Origin of the sequence: Nonomuraea sp. NPDC049129, from assembly GCF_040648495.1 — a bacterium.
Lineage (GTDB): Bacteria > Actinomycetota > Actinomycetes > Streptosporangiales > Streptosporangiaceae > Nonomuraea.
This window is the reverse complement of sequence record NZ_JBEZDU010000008.1, coordinates 94,289-109,748: the sequence shown is the minus strand read 5'-3', so window position 1 is coordinate 109,748 and position 15,460 is coordinate 94,289. Positions and strand designations below refer to the sequence as shown.

At 70.0% G+C, this 15,460-nt stretch carries 14 protein-coding genes; 8 read left to right on the top strand and 6 right to left on the bottom strand.

The window, feature by feature from the left end:
* Window positions 1-74 precede the first annotated feature (74 nt).
* Together AB0B64_RS26065 and AB0B64_RS26060 are read right to left on the bottom strand one after the other, a co-directional pair.
* The gene (locus AB0B64_RS26065; RefSeq protein WP_357957678.1) at window positions 75-1,292 is read right to left on the bottom strand and encodes an NYN domain-containing protein; all 1,218 of its coding nucleotides are present in this window, start codon (window positions 1,290-1,292) and stop codon (window positions 75-77) included.
* A 205-nt stretch (window positions 1,293-1,497) separates the two neighbouring features.
* On the bottom strand, window positions 1,498-4,581 hold the full coding sequence (locus AB0B64_RS26060; protein WP_358180190.1) for a sigma-70 family RNA polymerase sigma factor: 3,084 nt from the start codon (window positions 4,579-4,581) through the stop codon (window positions 1,498-1,500).
* Window positions 4,582-4,919: 338 nt separating this feature from the next.
* Between AB0B64_RS26060 and pyrE the strand changes: the two genes are divergently transcribed.
* Window positions 4,920-5,453 carry an orotate phosphoribosyltransferase gene (gene pyrE / locus AB0B64_RS26055; RefSeq protein WP_358180187.1) on the top strand — a complete coding sequence of 178 codons (534 nt, stop codon included), beginning with the start codon at window positions 4,920-4,922 and terminating at the stop codon, window positions 5,451-5,453.
* 18 nt (window positions 5,454-5,471) lie between these two features.
* On the opposite strand, the gene AB0B64_RS26050 is transcribed toward pyrE, so the two are convergent.
* Both AB0B64_RS26050 and AB0B64_RS26045 read right to left on the bottom strand, forming a co-directional pair.
* Window positions 5,472-5,873, bottom strand: a complete 402-nt coding sequence (locus tag AB0B64_RS26050; RefSeq protein ID WP_358180184.1) for a hypothetical protein — start codon at window positions 5,871-5,873, stop codon at window positions 5,472-5,474.
* A 94-nt stretch (window positions 5,874-5,967) separates the two neighbouring features.
* Window positions 5,968-6,660: a DedA family protein gene (locus tag AB0B64_RS26045; protein WP_357957488.1), complete on the bottom strand. Its 693-nt coding sequence runs from the start codon at window positions 6,658-6,660 to the stop codon at window positions 5,968-5,970.
* A gap of 115 nt (window positions 6,661-6,775) precedes the next feature.
* Here AB0B64_RS26045 and fbaA point away from each other — a divergent pair, with 115 nt between their 5' ends.
* From fbaA to AB0B64_RS26030, 3 genes are all read left to right on the top strand, one after another.
* Window positions 6,776-7,798: a class II fructose-bisphosphate aldolase gene (fbaA, locus tag AB0B64_RS26040; protein WP_357957490.1), complete on the top strand. Its 1,023-nt coding sequence runs from the start codon at window positions 6,776-6,778 to the stop codon at window positions 7,796-7,798.
* A 34-nt stretch (window positions 7,799-7,832) separates the two neighbouring features.
* Window positions 7,833-8,243 carry a DUF3151 domain-containing protein gene (locus AB0B64_RS26035; protein WP_357957492.1) on the top strand — a complete coding sequence of 137 codons (411 nt, stop codon included), beginning with the start codon at window positions 7,833-7,835 and terminating at the stop codon, window positions 8,241-8,243.
* Window positions 8,244-8,341: 98 nt separating this feature from the next.
* Entirely contained in the window at window positions 8,342-9,625 is a 1,284-nt protein-coding gene (locus AB0B64_RS26030) for an adenylosuccinate synthase (protein ID WP_357957494.1), read from the top strand.
* Between the two features lie 75 nt (window positions 9,626-9,700).
* On the opposite strand, the gene AB0B64_RS26025 is transcribed toward AB0B64_RS26030, so the two are convergent.
* Entirely contained in the window at window positions 9,701-10,351 is a 651-nt protein-coding gene (locus AB0B64_RS26025; RefSeq protein ID WP_358180181.1) for a GNAT family N-acetyltransferase, read from the bottom strand.
* 86 nt (window positions 10,352-10,437) lie between these two features.
* Between AB0B64_RS26025 and AB0B64_RS26020 the strand changes: the two genes are divergently transcribed.
* Complete coding sequence (locus AB0B64_RS26020; protein WP_358180178.1) at window positions 10,438-10,854, top strand: GNAT family N-acetyltransferase; 417 nt, start codon at window positions 10,438-10,440, stop codon at window positions 10,852-10,854.
* A gap of 71 nt (window positions 10,855-10,925) precedes the next feature.
* Entirely contained in the window at window positions 10,926-11,834 is a 909-nt protein-coding gene (locus AB0B64_RS26015) for a glycerophosphodiester phosphodiesterase family protein (protein ID WP_358180175.1), read from the top strand.
* Window positions 11,835-11,838: 4 nt separating this feature from the next.
* On the opposite strand, the gene corA is transcribed toward AB0B64_RS26015, so the two are convergent.
* Window positions 11,839-12,948, bottom strand: coding sequence for a magnesium/cobalt transporter CorA (gene corA, locus AB0B64_RS26010; protein ID WP_357957501.1), 1,110 nt, complete (start codon window positions 12,946-12,948; stop codon window positions 11,839-11,841).
* 394 nt (window positions 12,949-13,342) lie between these two features.
* Here corA and purD point away from each other — a divergent pair, with 394 nt between their 5' ends.
* Window positions 13,343-14,563, top strand: coding sequence for a phosphoribosylamine--glycine ligase (gene purD, locus AB0B64_RS26005; RefSeq protein ID WP_357957503.1), 1,221 nt, complete (start codon window positions 13,343-13,345; stop codon window positions 14,561-14,563).
* Window positions 14,560-15,396, top strand: a complete 837-nt coding sequence (locus tag AB0B64_RS26000) for a phosphoribosylaminoimidazolesuccinocarboxamide synthase (protein ID WP_358180172.1) — start codon at window positions 14,560-14,562, stop codon at window positions 15,394-15,396. The genes purD and AB0B64_RS26000 overlap by 4 nt, the downstream gene beginning before the upstream one ends.
* The last annotated feature ends 64 nt before the right edge of the window (window positions 15,397-15,460 follow it).

Genomic DNA, 15,460 nt, shown 5'->3' with positions numbered 1-15,460 from the left:
TGAGATCGTTCTCAGAGGCGCCGCTGGCGTCTGGACGGCAGCGGCGGAGGCCCGGCCTCAGGGAGCGCGTCAGGCTAGTGTCTGGCGCGCTCCAAGGCGTCCCAGAAGCCGCGGCGCAGCGCGTGGCGTACCTCGTCGTGCAGCAGGAAGTCGATCGGCAGGGACGACCCCTGCAGCAGGCGGGCCTCCAGATCGGAGGGCATCCGCGGCTTGCGCGCGAGCACGGCCTCCAGCCACAGGGCCGGCGCGTCGCGGGCCACGGACTCGCCGAAGTCGTGCCCCTCGCGATGGGCGGCCTTGACGGCGTCGGACAGCGTGGTCGCCCCGGCCGTGGCCGCCGAGGGCTGCTGGGAGACCGGCGCGGGCTGCGGGCCGGTGTAGGCGCCGAGCTGCGAGGGCTGGTAAGTGCCGTTGGACTGCGGCGGCGGGGGCTGATAGGTGCCGTTGGACTGCGACGGCGGCGGTTGGTAGGTGCCGTTGGACTGCGACGCGAACTGCCCGGTCGTCGGCGCCTGCGGCTGCTGCGGGATGGGTCCGGTCACCGGGGCGGCCGACGGCGTCGGATCCGGCTGGTAATTGGCGTAGCTGGGCGGCGACTGCTGGCCACGTCCCGCCGATGGCATCGCGCCGTTGGCACCGGACTGGCTCGCCCGGTCGGCGGCGTGGCTGCCCCCGCTCGGCTGGGCGGGCGGCAGCTCCCGCTGCGCGTGGCCGTTGCCGGCCGACTGGTGATGTCCGTTGGACGCCTCGATGGCGCCGGCCACCACGTTGACGTAGGGGCGCAGGTGGACGCCGCCCAGCTCGATGATGTCGTCGCTCTCCTGCATGAGCGTGCGCGAGACCGCCCAGCTGCCGTCCACCGCGATGTGCACCACGGTCACCCGGACGCCGAGGTCCTGGGCGTCGCTGACGACCTGGGCGAGGTCCTCGTCACCGCTGACCACGACGGCGTCGCAGATGGCGCTGTTGCGGGCGAGGGTCATCAGGTCGCGGTGCACCTGGGCGTCCACGCCCTCGCGCCGACCGGGGCGGATGCGCGAGAGACGGAGCTTGAGGCCGGGGATGTCGGCGAGCACCTCGTGCTCCGGCGTACGGCGGCCTTCGACGGTCGCCTCATACCAGTAGCACCGCAGCATCGGCAGGCCGGTGCGCTCGCGCGAGAGGTTCGACAGGAGCTGCAAGAGCCCTGGATAGTCCCAGGCCACGGCTTCACGATGGCGGGTGCCATGCACGGCCATCGCGCCGTCGGCCAGCAGATAGCCAGCGTCCACGAACAGCGCGCAGCGATCCACTGACACGGCCCCTTTCCTGGTGGTCCGACCTAGCAGACTGTGCACCGTCAGAGCCGGATTCGCGGGCGGCCCTCTCTCAGGGTAATGAAAGCGGGTGATCGCGCGAGGTTAATCCCGACGATTCGCCCCTGCCCTGACCATACGCCGGTGCGTCCGGGCTGACCGTACCAATATGTCGGACTTTGGTCACTATCGTGCACGTACGTCACGACCGTGCACGCACGCTGACGGCGGCGATCGCGAACAACACCACATCCTTCCGCGTATCGATGGCCAGCGCCGGGTCATGGCCGAGTTCGCCGCCGAACGTGTCGACGTCGACACCGAACGTCATCCCTTTGGCGCCGTTGGACGAGCCGTCGAAGACGTTGTCCGCGTCACGGTCGCCTCCTGCGGGGGTGAGCGGCCCCGAACCCAGAGAGAGCCGATCACCGTCGAGATCGGCATCACCGCCCCAGGTCACCACCTCGATCCGAGCAGGCACCAGCCCGCCCGACGGAACCCGCCTGGACGAGCCCCCGGAGACCGGGCGCCTGCTCGGGACTCGCGCGCGCACGGCCACAGGAGCCACGCTCCCTTGTGGGCGTCCCGGGCCTCGCGCGAGTTCAGGCGCGGAGACCAGCCCGTCCAGCGGGATCCGGGCCTGACCCGCCTCACCGCCGATGACGGTCGGTGTGTCGAGCACCACGGCGTGGCTGTACGGCTCGGTCGGATCGGTCGCGATCACCACCAGACTCCATCCGGCGTGCTGCGCGACCCCCTCCCCCATCGGCGGATCGGCCGCCCACCACGTGCCCTCCTGCCTGACACTCCCGACCAGCCCGGTCACGTCGGCGAACGCCTGGTAGGCGGGCCCAGAGGGCAACTCGCGGACCGTCACCTGCTCGGGCCTGATGAACAGGTAACGCCGCCGACCCGGCGGCCGCAGTCTGATCGGCCCCGTGTTCTCCCCACTGGCCGACCAGTAGAGGCCCGCCCACACGACCCGACCGCCCGGGGGCAATCGCAGCATGGCGCCGCTGGAGGCGTACGTATCCGGCACCCCATCCCCGTCGACGACCGCCATGGGCCACAGCTCGTCGTCCCGCCTGTCGCCCTCCCGCCGCCGGGCCTCCGCGCAGCCGTCGCGCTCCAGCGGGCAACTCAGGAGCGAGTTGCCGACCGCCCTGACCGTCACCTTGCCGTCGGTGGCAAACCTGGCGGGCATGCCCTCCCGCCGTACCCCGGCCGCTGACCGCGCCCCGATCCGCAGCGAACCGGACGTGATCCGCACAGCGGGCCCGTCGCCCTGGGGCGTCTGGGCGGCCACCTGAACGCGCAGAAACACGGCGGTGCGACGACGCGCCTCAAGCGGCCCCCTGGCACACACGGCGCCGTGCCCGGCCGGGCGACAAGTCCAGCCATCCAGGGTCCCAACGGGCGTAACCATCGCAACACCGTGACCGTAGCCACCGGGCTGGATCGGCGCCCCACCCGCCGCGACACTGTGCTCGTAGGCACCCGGCTGGATCGGTGCGGCGCCGTCCCCGTCGCCGCCCCGCTGGATCGGTGCCGCTCCGTGGTCGGAACCGAGCGGGCGGGTCAGGGTCACGCCTGCGGCGGTGCCATGACGGTTATCGCCCGATGGGATCAGCGTGACGCCTGCGGGCAGGTCCACGGTGGCCGTGAGTTCGGCGGTCGGGGCGTTGCCCGAGTTGCGGAGTCGTAGCCCGATGATGCCGGGCTGGTCGCGGACCAGTGCGCCGAGCACGCCGATCGTGGCGTGCAGGCGCGCCCGGTGCCCCCTCGCCGCCGACGGGGTGTCCGGCCGACCGGGAGGAACCCGCGTGGGCTTGTCGGCCGGTCGTACGGGAGGCGGCCCCGCTGACGCGACGGGCTTGGCGACCGGCCTCGGCATCGGCTCCTCGGCCGAGACCAGCGTGAACGCGGCGGCGGCCGCGACAGCGGCGGCGGTACCACCCGCCACCGCCGCCTGTGCGTACGTGGGCACGCCCCGAACCCAGCCGAACACACGCCTGGGCACGCCCCGAACCCAGCCGAGCGCGGGCCTGGGCCGGCCCCGGACACAGCTGAGCACGTATCTGGGCAGGAGCCAAAGCTGGCCGAGCGCACATCTGGGCGCCCGGCGCACCCGGCCGAGCACCTGTCCGGACGCTCGCCACACCCAGCTGAACACGCGCCCGGGCGCCTGCCACACCCGACCGAGCATGTACGCGGCCACCCGCCGCGCCCGATCGGACACCTGCCCGGACGTCTCCCGCGCCCTCCCGAACAGCCGCCCGGGCGCCCGCCCCAAGCGGCCCAGTGTGCCCGGAAGGCCATCCGGGCCGTCGCTCGGGGTTCTCTCGTTGGCCAGTGCCGCCGCGTACCCCGCGAAGACCGGCCCCGTGATCAGGGGTCCGATGATGACACGTAGCCCCCGGCTCACGTCCGTCAGTTCCAGCAGGACCGCGCGGCATTCGGGGCAGCCGCTCACGTGCTCGTCCACCGCCTTGGAGTCGCGCCTGGCCAGCACGCCCCGGACGTAACGGCTCATCTTGCCCAGCGCCAGCCGGCACGTGTGGGGCGGTGGCGCGGCCAGGTGCGCCTGCAGGTACGCCTGGCGCAGGCCCGCGAGAGCCCGGCGGGCGAGGTCGGTGACGCCGTTGGCTGACAGGCCGAGCAGCGGGGCCACGTCGGCGGGCGGCAAGTGCTCGACCTCGGTGTGCCAGAGCACCGCCCGCCACCGCTCGGGCAGCGACAGGAACGCCTTGGCGATCAGCGATCGTTCGAGGCCGATGAGTGCCGGGTCGATGAAGGGCACACCGGGATCGACCGGCTCGATCCCGCCCATAGCCGCCTGCCGCTCGGCCCCGCCCACGGCCGCCTGGCACTCGCCCCCACCCACGGCCGCCCGCCGCTCTGTCCGGCCTATGACCGCCTGGCCCTCGATTCTGCCCAGGATCACCTGGCGTTCGATCCCGCCCGTGGTCGCCTGGCGTTCGACCCCGCGCAGGGCTATCTGGCCGTCGGCCACCCGCGTACGGTCATAGACGGTGCGTCGCACAACCGTCAGCAGGTACGTTCTGAAGCCCGCCGAAGGACCGCCGCCACGGCCGACGAGGTCGAGGATCTTGGTGAACGACTCGGCGACCACGTCGTCGGCCTCGGCCTCACCCCTGACGAGCTGGCGGGCCAGCGAGCGCGCGGCGGCCACGTGGCGGTCGTGGAGCTCGCGGTAGGCGGTGGCGTCGCCGACTCGGACCGCGTGGAGAAGATCCGCATCGCTCTGCGGCGATTCTGCACTCATAGTGACCTCACGATTACCCAGAGTTTACCTCCGAGCATTCCGCAGCCACCGTCCCGGCTAAACCGCAGGGCCGTGTTTACCTTCCGACGACCCTCTCGGCCCTCCCGGCGGCACTCCCGAGCCTCCGGCGGCCCGCTCGGACCGGTGGCACTCCCGGGCCCTCCCGCGGCCCTCTCAGACCTTCCAGTGGCACTCCTTGGCCTTCCGGCGACCCTCAGAGACCTTCCGACGGACCTTTCGGGCCTTCCGGCAGTGCTCCCGGCTGGCCGTAGGTGGACCTCCTGGTCGGCCGTACGCGGGCCGCCTGGACGTACCGCGAGGACCCTAAGCTGGGACCCATGACAGACCGCGACAACCTGCTCGCCGAGATCAAGAAGAAGGCCGTCGTGCACGGCAAGGTCGTACTCTCCTCGGGCCAGGAGGCCGACTTCTACCTGGACCTGCGCCGGATCACGCTCGACGGGGTGGCCGCGCCCCTGGTCGGCAGGGTGATGCTCGACCTGACCAAGGATCTGGAGTACGACGCCGTGGGCGGGCTGACGTTGGGCGCCGATCCCGTCGCGACCGCGATGATGCACGCCGCCGCCGCGCAAGGGCGCCCGCTCGACGCGTTCGTGGTGCGCAAGGCGCAGAAGGCGCACGGCATGCAGCGCAGGATCGAGGGTCCGGAGGTCAAGGGTCGTCGCGTGCTGGCCGTCGAGGACACCTCCACGACCGGCGCCTCCCCGCTGACGGCCGTCGAGGCGCTGCGTGAGGCGGGCGCGGAGGTGGTCGCCGTGGCCACGATCGTCGAGCGCGGCGCGGCGCGGCGAATGGCCGAGGAGGGGCTCGACTACCGCTCCGCGTTCACGCTCCAGGACCTCGGGCTGTGAACACCTCCCACGCCCCGTTCACGCCCGACGACTCCGGACTGTGAACGCCTCCCGCGCGCCGGCCTTGCCCTGCGCGCGGGGCTTGCCGTTCTCGGTCACCACGACCGTGGCGGCGTCGCTGAGCACCACGTCGAGCTCGGGTTCGAAGTAGCTGACCTCTTCGCCCCTGCTCATGTCGCGATATTGCAGCACATCACCGCCCGGCACGCGGACCGTGACGAGGGGGCAGGTGTCCGCTACGCACTCGATGCGGACGGTCGGCACCTGGGCACTGGCCTGCGGCTGGGCCGCGACCTTCCCGCGTTCGGGCTGCTGCTGCCGCGTGTCGAGCGAGGTGAGCAGCGCGCGACCGCCGACGACCAGGAGCGTCACCACGGCCACCGCCGCCAGAACGGCGAGCGCGAGGCGGGCGAGGCCCATCGGATCTGACCTGTGGCGTCCCACAAGGGGGAGCGTACTCGTAGGCGGGGTCGATCTCGATCACTAAAAGATCGCTAAACGATCGTCAGTGGGATCAGCGCACGCGGTGGTGCTTGCCGTTGGGCTCCGGTAGTTGCTTGCCGGCCCTGCGGGTCTTCACGACCTCGACGATGATCGGGATCAGCGAGATGAGCACGATGAGGAAGACACCCGGCAGGATGTACTTGTCGATCTTGGTCGGATCGACCTGGTTGCCGAGGAAGTGGCCGATCAGCAGCATGCTCTCGACCCACAGCACGCCACCGACCACGTTCCACAGAAAGAACGTGCGGGCCGGCATCTCCAGGACGCCGGCGACCGGATTGAGGAACGTGCGGACGATCGGTACGAAGCGCGCGATGATCACCGCTCTGGCCGGGCCGAACTTCACGAAGAAGTGCTCGGCCTTCTCCACATACTCCCTCTTGAACAGCCGTGAGTCCGGCTTGTCGAAGAGTCTCCTGCCGATCTTGACCCCTATGAGGTGGCCGAGTTGGGCGCCCGCCACCGCGCACAGCGGCGTGGCGATCAGCAGCACGGGGAAGGACAGCGGCTCGATGCCAATCCCCTTCGCCGCGGCGGCGGAGCTGAAAATGCCCGCGGCGACGAGCAACGAGTCACCGGGCAGGAAGAACCCGATGAGCAAGCCCGTCTCGGCGAAGATGATCGCCAGAACGCCGACGGTCGCGAAGGCGCCGAGCATCGTCAGCCACCACGTCGGGTCCAGGAGATTGGAAAGCCAGTCCACGGGGTGAGCCTACCCGTCGCGAACGGCCTTGGCCGCCGCGCGTTGTCTCTACCACGCGGGGTAGCGGAACGGGATACTGGGCTGCGCGAAGCCGTACTTCTCAGGGAGATGAAGCATGCCTATAGCAACCCCAGAGGTCTATGCCGAGATGCTCGACCGCGCGAAGGCGGGCGGATTCGCCTACCCGGCAATCAACGTGACCTCTTCCCAGACGCTCAACGCCGCGCTCCGCGGCTTCGCCGAGGCCGGGAGCGACGGCATCGTCCAGGTGTCGACGGGCGGCGCGGAGTTCCTGTCCGGCGCCACGGTCAAGGACATGGTGACGGGCGCGACGGCGCTGGCCGAGTACGCCAGGGTGATCGCCGCCAAATACCCGGTGACGGTCGCGCTGCACACCGACCACTGCCCCAAGGACAAGCTCGACGGCTTCATGCGGCCGTTGATCGACATCTCGCTGGAGCGGGTCTCCAAGGGTCTCGACCCGCTCTTCCAGTCGCACATGTGGGACGGCTCGGCCGTACCCCTGGAGGAGAACCTGGAGATCGCCAAGGAGCTCATCGACAAGTGCCACCGCGCCAACATCATCATGGAGATGGAGATCGGCGTCGTCGGCGGCGAGGAGGACGGCGTCGTCGGCGAGATGAACGAGAAGCTCTACACCACGACCGAGGACGCGCTGGCCACGGCCGAGGCCGTGGGGCTCGGTGAGAAGGGCCGCTACCTGCTGGCCGCCACGTTCGGCAACGTGCACGGCGTCTACAAGCCGGGGCACGTCAAGCTGCGGCCCAGCGTGCTGAAGGAGATCCAGGACGCCGTCGGCGCCAAGTACGGCAAGGACAAACCGTTCGATCTGGTCTTCCACGGCGGTTCCGGGTCGGCGATGGAGGAGATCCACGAGGCGATCTCCTACGGCGTCGTCAAGATGAACGTCGACACCGACACCCAATACGCCTTCACCAGGCCGATCGCGGACCACATGTTCCGCAACTACGACGGCGTACTCAAGGTCGACGGCGACGTCGGCAGCAAGAAGGCCTACGACCCGCGCGCCTACGGCAAGGCGGCCGAGGCCGGCATGGCGGCCCGCGTCGTCGAGGCCTGTGAGCACCTGAAATCCGCTGGGACGAAGATCTCCTAGCCACTGCGGCGGCTCGGCGGGTATGACTTGTCCTATGGATAACCTTCTCGCCGGGCCGCCCCCGACTCAACTGCCGGACCTGCCCGAGGCCAGGGAGGCGCTGGAAGCCGGCGCCAAGGCCGCCGACGTGGCGGCCCGTTTCCCCGCCTACCCGGCGGCCTGGGCCACGCTCGCGGAGGAGTACTTCGCGCAGGGCCACGCCGTCACCTCCTACGCTTTCGCGCGCACCGGCTACCACCGCGGGCTCGACCAGCTCCGCCGGAGCGGCTGGAAGGGGCACGGTCCCATCCCCTGGGAGCACGAGCCGAACCGCGGCTTCCTGCGCTGCCTCTACTCGCTCTCCAGGGCCGCCCAGGCGATCGGCGAGAAGGACGAGGCCGAACGATGCTTGCAATTCCTCAAGGACAGCAGCGAGAGCGCCTATGACGCGCTGGCCAAGAACTAGCACTTGGGACGAATAGGCCGACTCGGGTAGTCTCTCTACGCAAGAGCCCCTGTCGCACTTGCGCCAGGGGTTTCGTTTTGTGCTCGGGAGACTGAACCATGCCGGCTGCCGTTCTCGTTGGTGCCCAATGGGGCGATGAGGGCAAGGGCAAGGCCACCGACCTCCTCGGTGGCGACGTCGACTACGTCGTCCGCTACCAGGGTGGCAACAACGCGGGTCACACCGTGGTCATCGGTGACCAGAAATACGCACTGCACCTTCTGCCCACCGGAATCCTGTCGCCGCACGTCGTGCCGGTGATCGGCAACGGGGTCGTCATCGACCCCGGGGTCCTGCTCAGCGAGATCGACGGGCTGGCCGCGCGCGGCATCTCCGCCGAGCGCCTGCTGATCTCCGCCGACGCGCACCTGATCATGCCCCACCACAAGGCGCTCGACAAAGTGACCGAGCGCTACCTGGGCAAGGCCAAGATCGGCACGACGGGCCGGGGCATCGGCCCCGCCTACGGCGACAAGATCTACCGGATGGGCGTACGCGTCCAGGACCTGCTCGACCCCGGCATCCTGGCCAAGAAGATCGAGGTCGCGCTGACCGAGAAGAACCAGGTGCTCACCAAGGTCTACAACCGGCGCGGCATCGAGGCCGAGGCCGTCGTGGAGGAGTACCTGGGCTACGCCGAACGCCTCAAGCCGCACATCGCCGACACCTCACTGGTGCTGAGCCGGGCGCTGGACGAGGACAAGTTCGTGCTGCTGGAGGGTGGTCAGGGCACGCTGCTCGACATCGACCACGGCACCTACCCGTTCGTCACCTCCTCCTCACCGACGGCCGGCGGCGCCTGCGCCGGGTCCGGCATCCCGCCGATGCGGCTCACGAAGGTGATCGGCATCCTCAAGGCGTACACCACCCGTGTCGGTTCCGGCCCGTTCCCCACGGAGCTGGAGGACGAGATGGGCGAGTGGCTGCGCAAGACCGGCGGCGAGTACGGCGTGACCACCGGCCGCAACCGGCGCTGCGGCTGGTTCGACGCGGTCATCGCCCGCTACGCGACCAGGATCAACGGGGTCACCGACTTCTTCCTCACCAAGCTGGACGTGCTGTCCGGGCTGGAGCGGATCCCGGTGTGCGTCGCCTATGACGTCGACGGCACGCGGCACGACGAGATCCCGATGACGCAGACGGACTTCCACCACGCCAAGCCGGTGTACGAGGAGTTCCCCGGCTGGCAGGAGGACATCACCGGCGCCAAGACCTTCGACGACCTGCCGCCCAACGCGCAGTCGTACGTGCGGGCGCTGGAGGAGATGAGCGGCGCGCCGATCTCCGCGATCGGCGTCGGCCCCGGCCGTGACCAGACGCTGGTGCTCCGCTCGCTCGTCTGACCCAACCGGTTCACGGGTACGGCCGGCACCGCGTCGCCGGCCGTACCCGAACGACCGTAAAAGCCCCCCAGGACGTCAGGAGGCGGCCAGGACGGCAGCGGTCATCGGGGTGCGGGTCGTCCAGCCGATGCTCCGGTAGAGGGCCTGACCGGCGGGAGTGGCCACCAGGATGCCCGTCCTGGCGCCACGCGAGGCGGCGGTGTCGGCCAGGGCCGTCATGACCACGCGGCCCAGGCCGCGGCGGCGGTGGTTCGGGGCGGTCTCGACCTGGTCCACGACCGCCGTACGCCCGGTGACCGCGATCTGCCCCCGGGCCGCGATCTCGCCCGCCGCCGTGAGCAGGCGGGCCACGGTCACGTCCGACCGGGTGGTGACGGCCAGCGTGTAGCCGTCGGGAGCCTCGACCCGGCCCCGCGACAGCGGCCCCGTCATCATGAACTCCGGCTCGTCGATGGACCACGCCGACGTGAGCCAGGGGACGACCGTCTCCGCGGGTGCGCAGAGCTTGAGCCAGGTGCCCGGAGTGCTGATCGTCTCGGCCAGCAACCGCAGGTCGCCGGGGGTGGGCGCGGGCAGCACGTGGCGGGCGACGTGGCCGGGCCGGCCGACGTCCACTCGCAGGCCCCATGGCTCCCGTACGGGCCGCGGGGCGCTGCGCGAGACCACCCAGCCGTCGACCCAGGCCTGGACGATTTCCGGCCGGACCGTTTCGAGTGCCTCCGTCATGACCGCCAGCTTATTGCCACAGAGTCGCATTTATCGACCTAATAAATGCCGTGCGTGGCGCGGCGACCTGCGCTTACTCTCCGGGCATGGAGATCCGTCGTGCCACCGAGCCCGAGGTCGTCGAGGCGGCCGGTCACCTCTTCGACTCCGCTCCCCTACCGGAGGCCACCGCGAAGTTCCTGGCGGACGAGCGCCACCACCTGCTCATCGCCTACGTGGACGAGACCCCGGCCGGGATGATCACCGGGGTCGAGACCACCCACCCCGACAAGGGGACCGAGATGTTCCTCTACGAGCTCGGCGTGGACGAGTCCTTCCGTGGCCGGGGCATCGCCAGGGCGCTGGTCGCGGCCCTGGAAGGGCTCGCTCGCGAGCGCGGCTGCCACGGCATGTGGATGGCGACGGACGAGGGCAACGAGGCGGCCCAGGCCACGTACAGCGGCGCGGGCGGGGTACCTGAGAAGGACCAGGTGGTCTATGTGTGGACGTTCAGCCAGGAATAGCCATACCCACCACAAAAAGGGCGCGGCGTGGCACGTCGTGCTCGTGGCGCGCGGCAGGTAGTGTCCCCGGTGTGCGCGTTGAGATTCACGGTCATCGGGGAGCGAGGGGCCTCTGGCCCGAGAACACTCTTCCGGGGCTGAGCCGCACGATGGAGCTCGGGGTGCACGCGCTCGAGTTCGACGTCGCGCTCACCGCCGATCGGCGGCTCGTGTTGACGCACGACCTCACGGTCTCGGCCGTGACCAGTGCCGACACGCGGCCGATCGCGAAGGACGACCCCCACTTCCCCTATGTCGGCAAGCCGATCAACTCGCTCGGGCTGGCGCAGCTGCGCATGCTCGATGTGGGCGTACGGCTGCCCCGGCACGCCGACGATCCCTTCGCGCTGACGCAGCGGCCGATGCCGGAGACCCGGATGCCCACGCTGGGCGCGGTGCTCGGGCTGGTCAACGCCTATGAGGCCGAGGACGTACGCCTGCACGTCGAGCTCAAGTCCGACCCGACCAGGCCGGAGCTGACGGCCGATCCCGAGCTGTTCACCGAGATGGTGCTCGAGGAGTTCGACCGGCACGGCAGGCTGGACAACGCGGCGATACTCAGCTTCGACTGGCGGATCATCGGCCACGCCGCCCGGCTGGCGCCGGGCACGCGGCGCTTCGCGCTGATCGAGCTCGACACCCTGCACTGGAACGGCCCGCTGGGCGACGACATCCCGGCCGCCGCCCGCGAGGCGGGGGCCACGACGCTGTCGCCCGAGCACGTGATGGTGAATGAGGACCTGATGGCCCAGGTGGCGGCGGCGGGGCTGGACGTGGCGGTCTGGACCGTCAACGACAAGGCGCTGGCGGCCCGGATGCTGGACCTGGGGGTGGCGGGGATCGTCACCGACTACCCCGATCGGATGCGCGAGCTGTGGCGGGAGCGCGGACTGCGACTGCCCGACCCCGTCGGCCCGCTCAAGCGGCCCGTCGGAGTCTGACGGTCTAAAGCCAGCCGTTGCGGCGGAAGCCTCGGTGCAGCAGGACGCAGGCCGTGATCATCACACCGAGCACCGCCGGATAGCCCCACACCTGGTTGGTCTCGGGCATGAAGTCGAAGTTCATGCCGTAGATCCCGGCGATCATCGTCGGCACGGCCAGAATGGCCACCCAGGACGAGATCTTGCGCATGTCCTCGTTGGCCAAGGCGTTCGAGCGGGCCAGCGCCGCCTGCAGGATCGAGCTGCACAGTTCGTTCGACGACTCGACCTGCTCGCACACGCGGGAGAGGTGGTCGCCGACGTCACGGAAGTATTCGCGCATCTCCGACGGGATCACCCGGCGCTGCGGCAGCGCGGCCAGCGGGGCCTGGAGCGGCGTGACGGCCCGCTTCAGCTCCAGCATCTCCCGCTTGAGCTGGTAGATGCGGTTGATGTCGCGGGAGCTGACGTCGGCGAAGACGGTCGCCTCGACCTCTTCGAGTTCGAGCTGCATGAGGTCGGCGACCTGCAGGTAGCGGTCGACGACGTGGTCGGCGATGGCGTGCAGCACGCCCGCCGGCCCGCGGTTCATCAGCTCGGGCTTGTCCTCGAGCCGCTCGCGCACCTCGGTGAGGGGACAGTGCCGGCCGTGCCGTACGGTCACCACGAAGTCGACGCCGAGGAACACCATGATCTCGCCCGTGGCGATGATCTCGCTGGTGGCGGTCAGCTCGTCGTGGTCGAGGTAGGCGATGGACTTGAGCACCATGAACAGGGAGTCGCCGTAGCGCTCGACCTTGGGGCGCTGGTGGGCTTTGACCGCGTCCTCGACGGACAGCGGGTGCAGGCCGAACACGCCGGCCAGCCACTCGACCTCGGGGGCGGCGGGCTCGTGCAGGCCGACCCAGACGAACGCCTTGGCGCCGTCGGAGCGGCTGTTGTGCTCGCGGACCAGCTCGAGCGACTCCTCGATGCCCGGGGCGACGACCTTCTCGCCCTTGATGTAGGCGCCGAACTCGACGATGGAGTCAACGGGAGGCACGCAGACCTCACGCAGCGGCTTGGTGAGCTGGCGCGAGACATGCGGCTGTGCGGGGTGACGGGTGGTGCGACGGAAAAGCGTAGACGTGCGCATGGCAGTCCCTTTCCGCCCGACCTGGCACGCTCCACGCGCGACGAAAAGTCACCTCAATCAACGAAAGTACGTGGAGGCACGATCAGGCTGCCGGATTGGAGTGGTCGGGGGCATACACGGTGTACGTGGGTGAGCACGTACTGCTGGGATCACCAGGTTTCATCCCGGACCACCTCCAATCACAAGAGATGCCATAAAGCCGCCCTAAGTTACCACAGGCGGATGGACCCGACTGACGATACTCTCCGACGGGTCCTGACAGCAGGTAGAACTCCACAAAGATTCCCGCCTATTCCCACACTTCGACTGCTCAGTTCCCACATTTCGAGTGCCCAGGCTGGTCTGACGCGGGTGCGCCGGGTGGCCGTCCGGCCGTCCCTGCCACAATGGGGCGGTGCGCGTTCTAGTCATCGGCTCCGGCGGGCGTGAACACGCCCTGTGCCGCTCACTCATGCTCGATCCCCAGGTCACCGAGCTCCACAGCGCCCCCGGCAACGCGGGCATGGAGGAGATCTCGGCCCCGCATCCGGTCACGGCCACCGATCCCGCCCAGGTGACCGAGCTGGCCCTACGACTCGGCGCCGACCTGGTGGTGGTGGGCCCCGAGGCGCCCTTGGTGGCGGGCGTGGCCGACGCGGTGCGCGCCGCGGGCATCGCCTGCTTCGGTCCGTCGAGCCGGGCGGCGATGATCGAGGGCTCCAAGGCGTTCGCCAAGGAGATCATGACGGCCGCCGACGTCCCCACGGCCAGGGCGCGGGCCTGCGTCACGCCCGAGGAGGCCGCTCAGGCCCTCGACGAGTTCGGCGCCCCGTACGTGGTCAAGGACGACGGGCTGGCGGCGGGCAAGGGCGTGGTCGTCACCGGCGACCGGGAGCAGGCGCTCGCGCACGCGGCGGCGTGCGAGCGGGTGGTGATCGAGGAGTTCCTCGACGGGCCCGAGGTCTCGCTGTTCGCGCTCTGCGACGGCAAGACGGCCGTGCCGCTGCAGCCCGCCCAGGACTTCAAGCGCGCCTACGACGGCGACGAAGGCCCCAACACCGGCGGCATGGGCTCCTACACCCCGCTCACCTGGGCCCCCGAAGGGCTCACCGAGCAGGTCATGCGCGAGGTCGTCCAGCCGACGATCGACGAGCTGGCCCGGCGCGGCAGCCCGTTCCAGGGCGTCCTGTACGTGGGCCTGGCCCTGACCGCGAAGGGGCCGAAGGTGATCGAGTTCAACGCGCGCTTCGGCGACCCGGAGACCCAGGTGGTGCTCGACCGCCTGGAGACGCCGCTGGCCGGGCTGCTGGCGGCCTGCGCCACCGGGCGGCTGAGCGAGCATCCGGCGCCGGTGTTCCGCGCGGGGTCGGCGGTCGCCGTGGTCGTCGCGGCCGAGAACTACCCCGACGCCCCGGTCAAGGGCGACGTCATCGAAGGGCTCGACCCCATCGGCGGCGCCTACGTCCTCCACGCCGGCACGAAGCGGGTCGACGGCCAGGTTCTCTCCGACGGCGGGCGGGTGCTCAACGTGGTCGGCACCGGCCCCGACCAGGAGACGGCCCGCCGCAACGCCTATGAGCTGGTCTCGCGCATACGGCTGCGCGGCTCGCACCACAGGACGGACATCGCCCGATGAAGCACCTGCACTCCGGCAAGATCCGCGATCTCTACCAGACCGACGACGGTCAGCTGCTGATGGTCGCCTCCGACCGGATCTCGGCCTTCGACTACGTGCTCGAGTCCGAGATCCCCGACAAGGGGGCCATCCTCACGCAGATGTCGCTGTGGTGGTTCGAGCAGCTGGCCGACCTGGTGCCCCATCACCTCATCGGGCCGGGGCCCGACTCCCGCAGCGTGCTGTGCCGGCCGCTGTCGATGGTGCCCGTCGAGTGCGTGGCGCGCGGCTACCTGACCGGCTCGGGCCTGGTCGACTACCGGCGCGAAGGGGCGGTCTCGGGGATCGAGCTGCCGCCGGGCCTCGAAGACGGGTCCCGGCTGCCCGAGCCGATCTTCACGCCCTCGACGAAGGCCCCGGTCGGCCAGCACGACGAGCCGATCTCCTTCGAGCGGGTCGTCGGCGACGTGGGCGCGGAGACGGCCGAGGAGCTGCGCCGGATCACGCTCGCCGTCTACACGCGCGGCGCCGAGATCGCCCGCGAGCGGGGCATCATCCTGGCCGACACCAAGATCGAGCTGGGTCGCGACGCCGACGGTGTGCTCACGCTGGGGGACGAGGTCTTGACGCCTGACTCGTCACGATTCTGGCCACTTGACCAGTGGCAGCCGGGACGCTCCCAACCGTCATTTGATAAGCAATATGTAAGGGATTGGCTGTTGTCGCCCGAATCGGGATGGGACAAAAGCTCCGGAACTCCCCCACCTCGCCTTCCCGACAAGGTAGTGGAACAGACCAGACAGCGTTATCTGGAAGCCTACGAGCGCGTCACTGGAGCTCCCTTTAGGGGATGATTCGGCTGGGGCAGCAGTGGTTAGCGGCTACTCTTGGCCCGGTCCAGCTCAGACCGAGACCTCC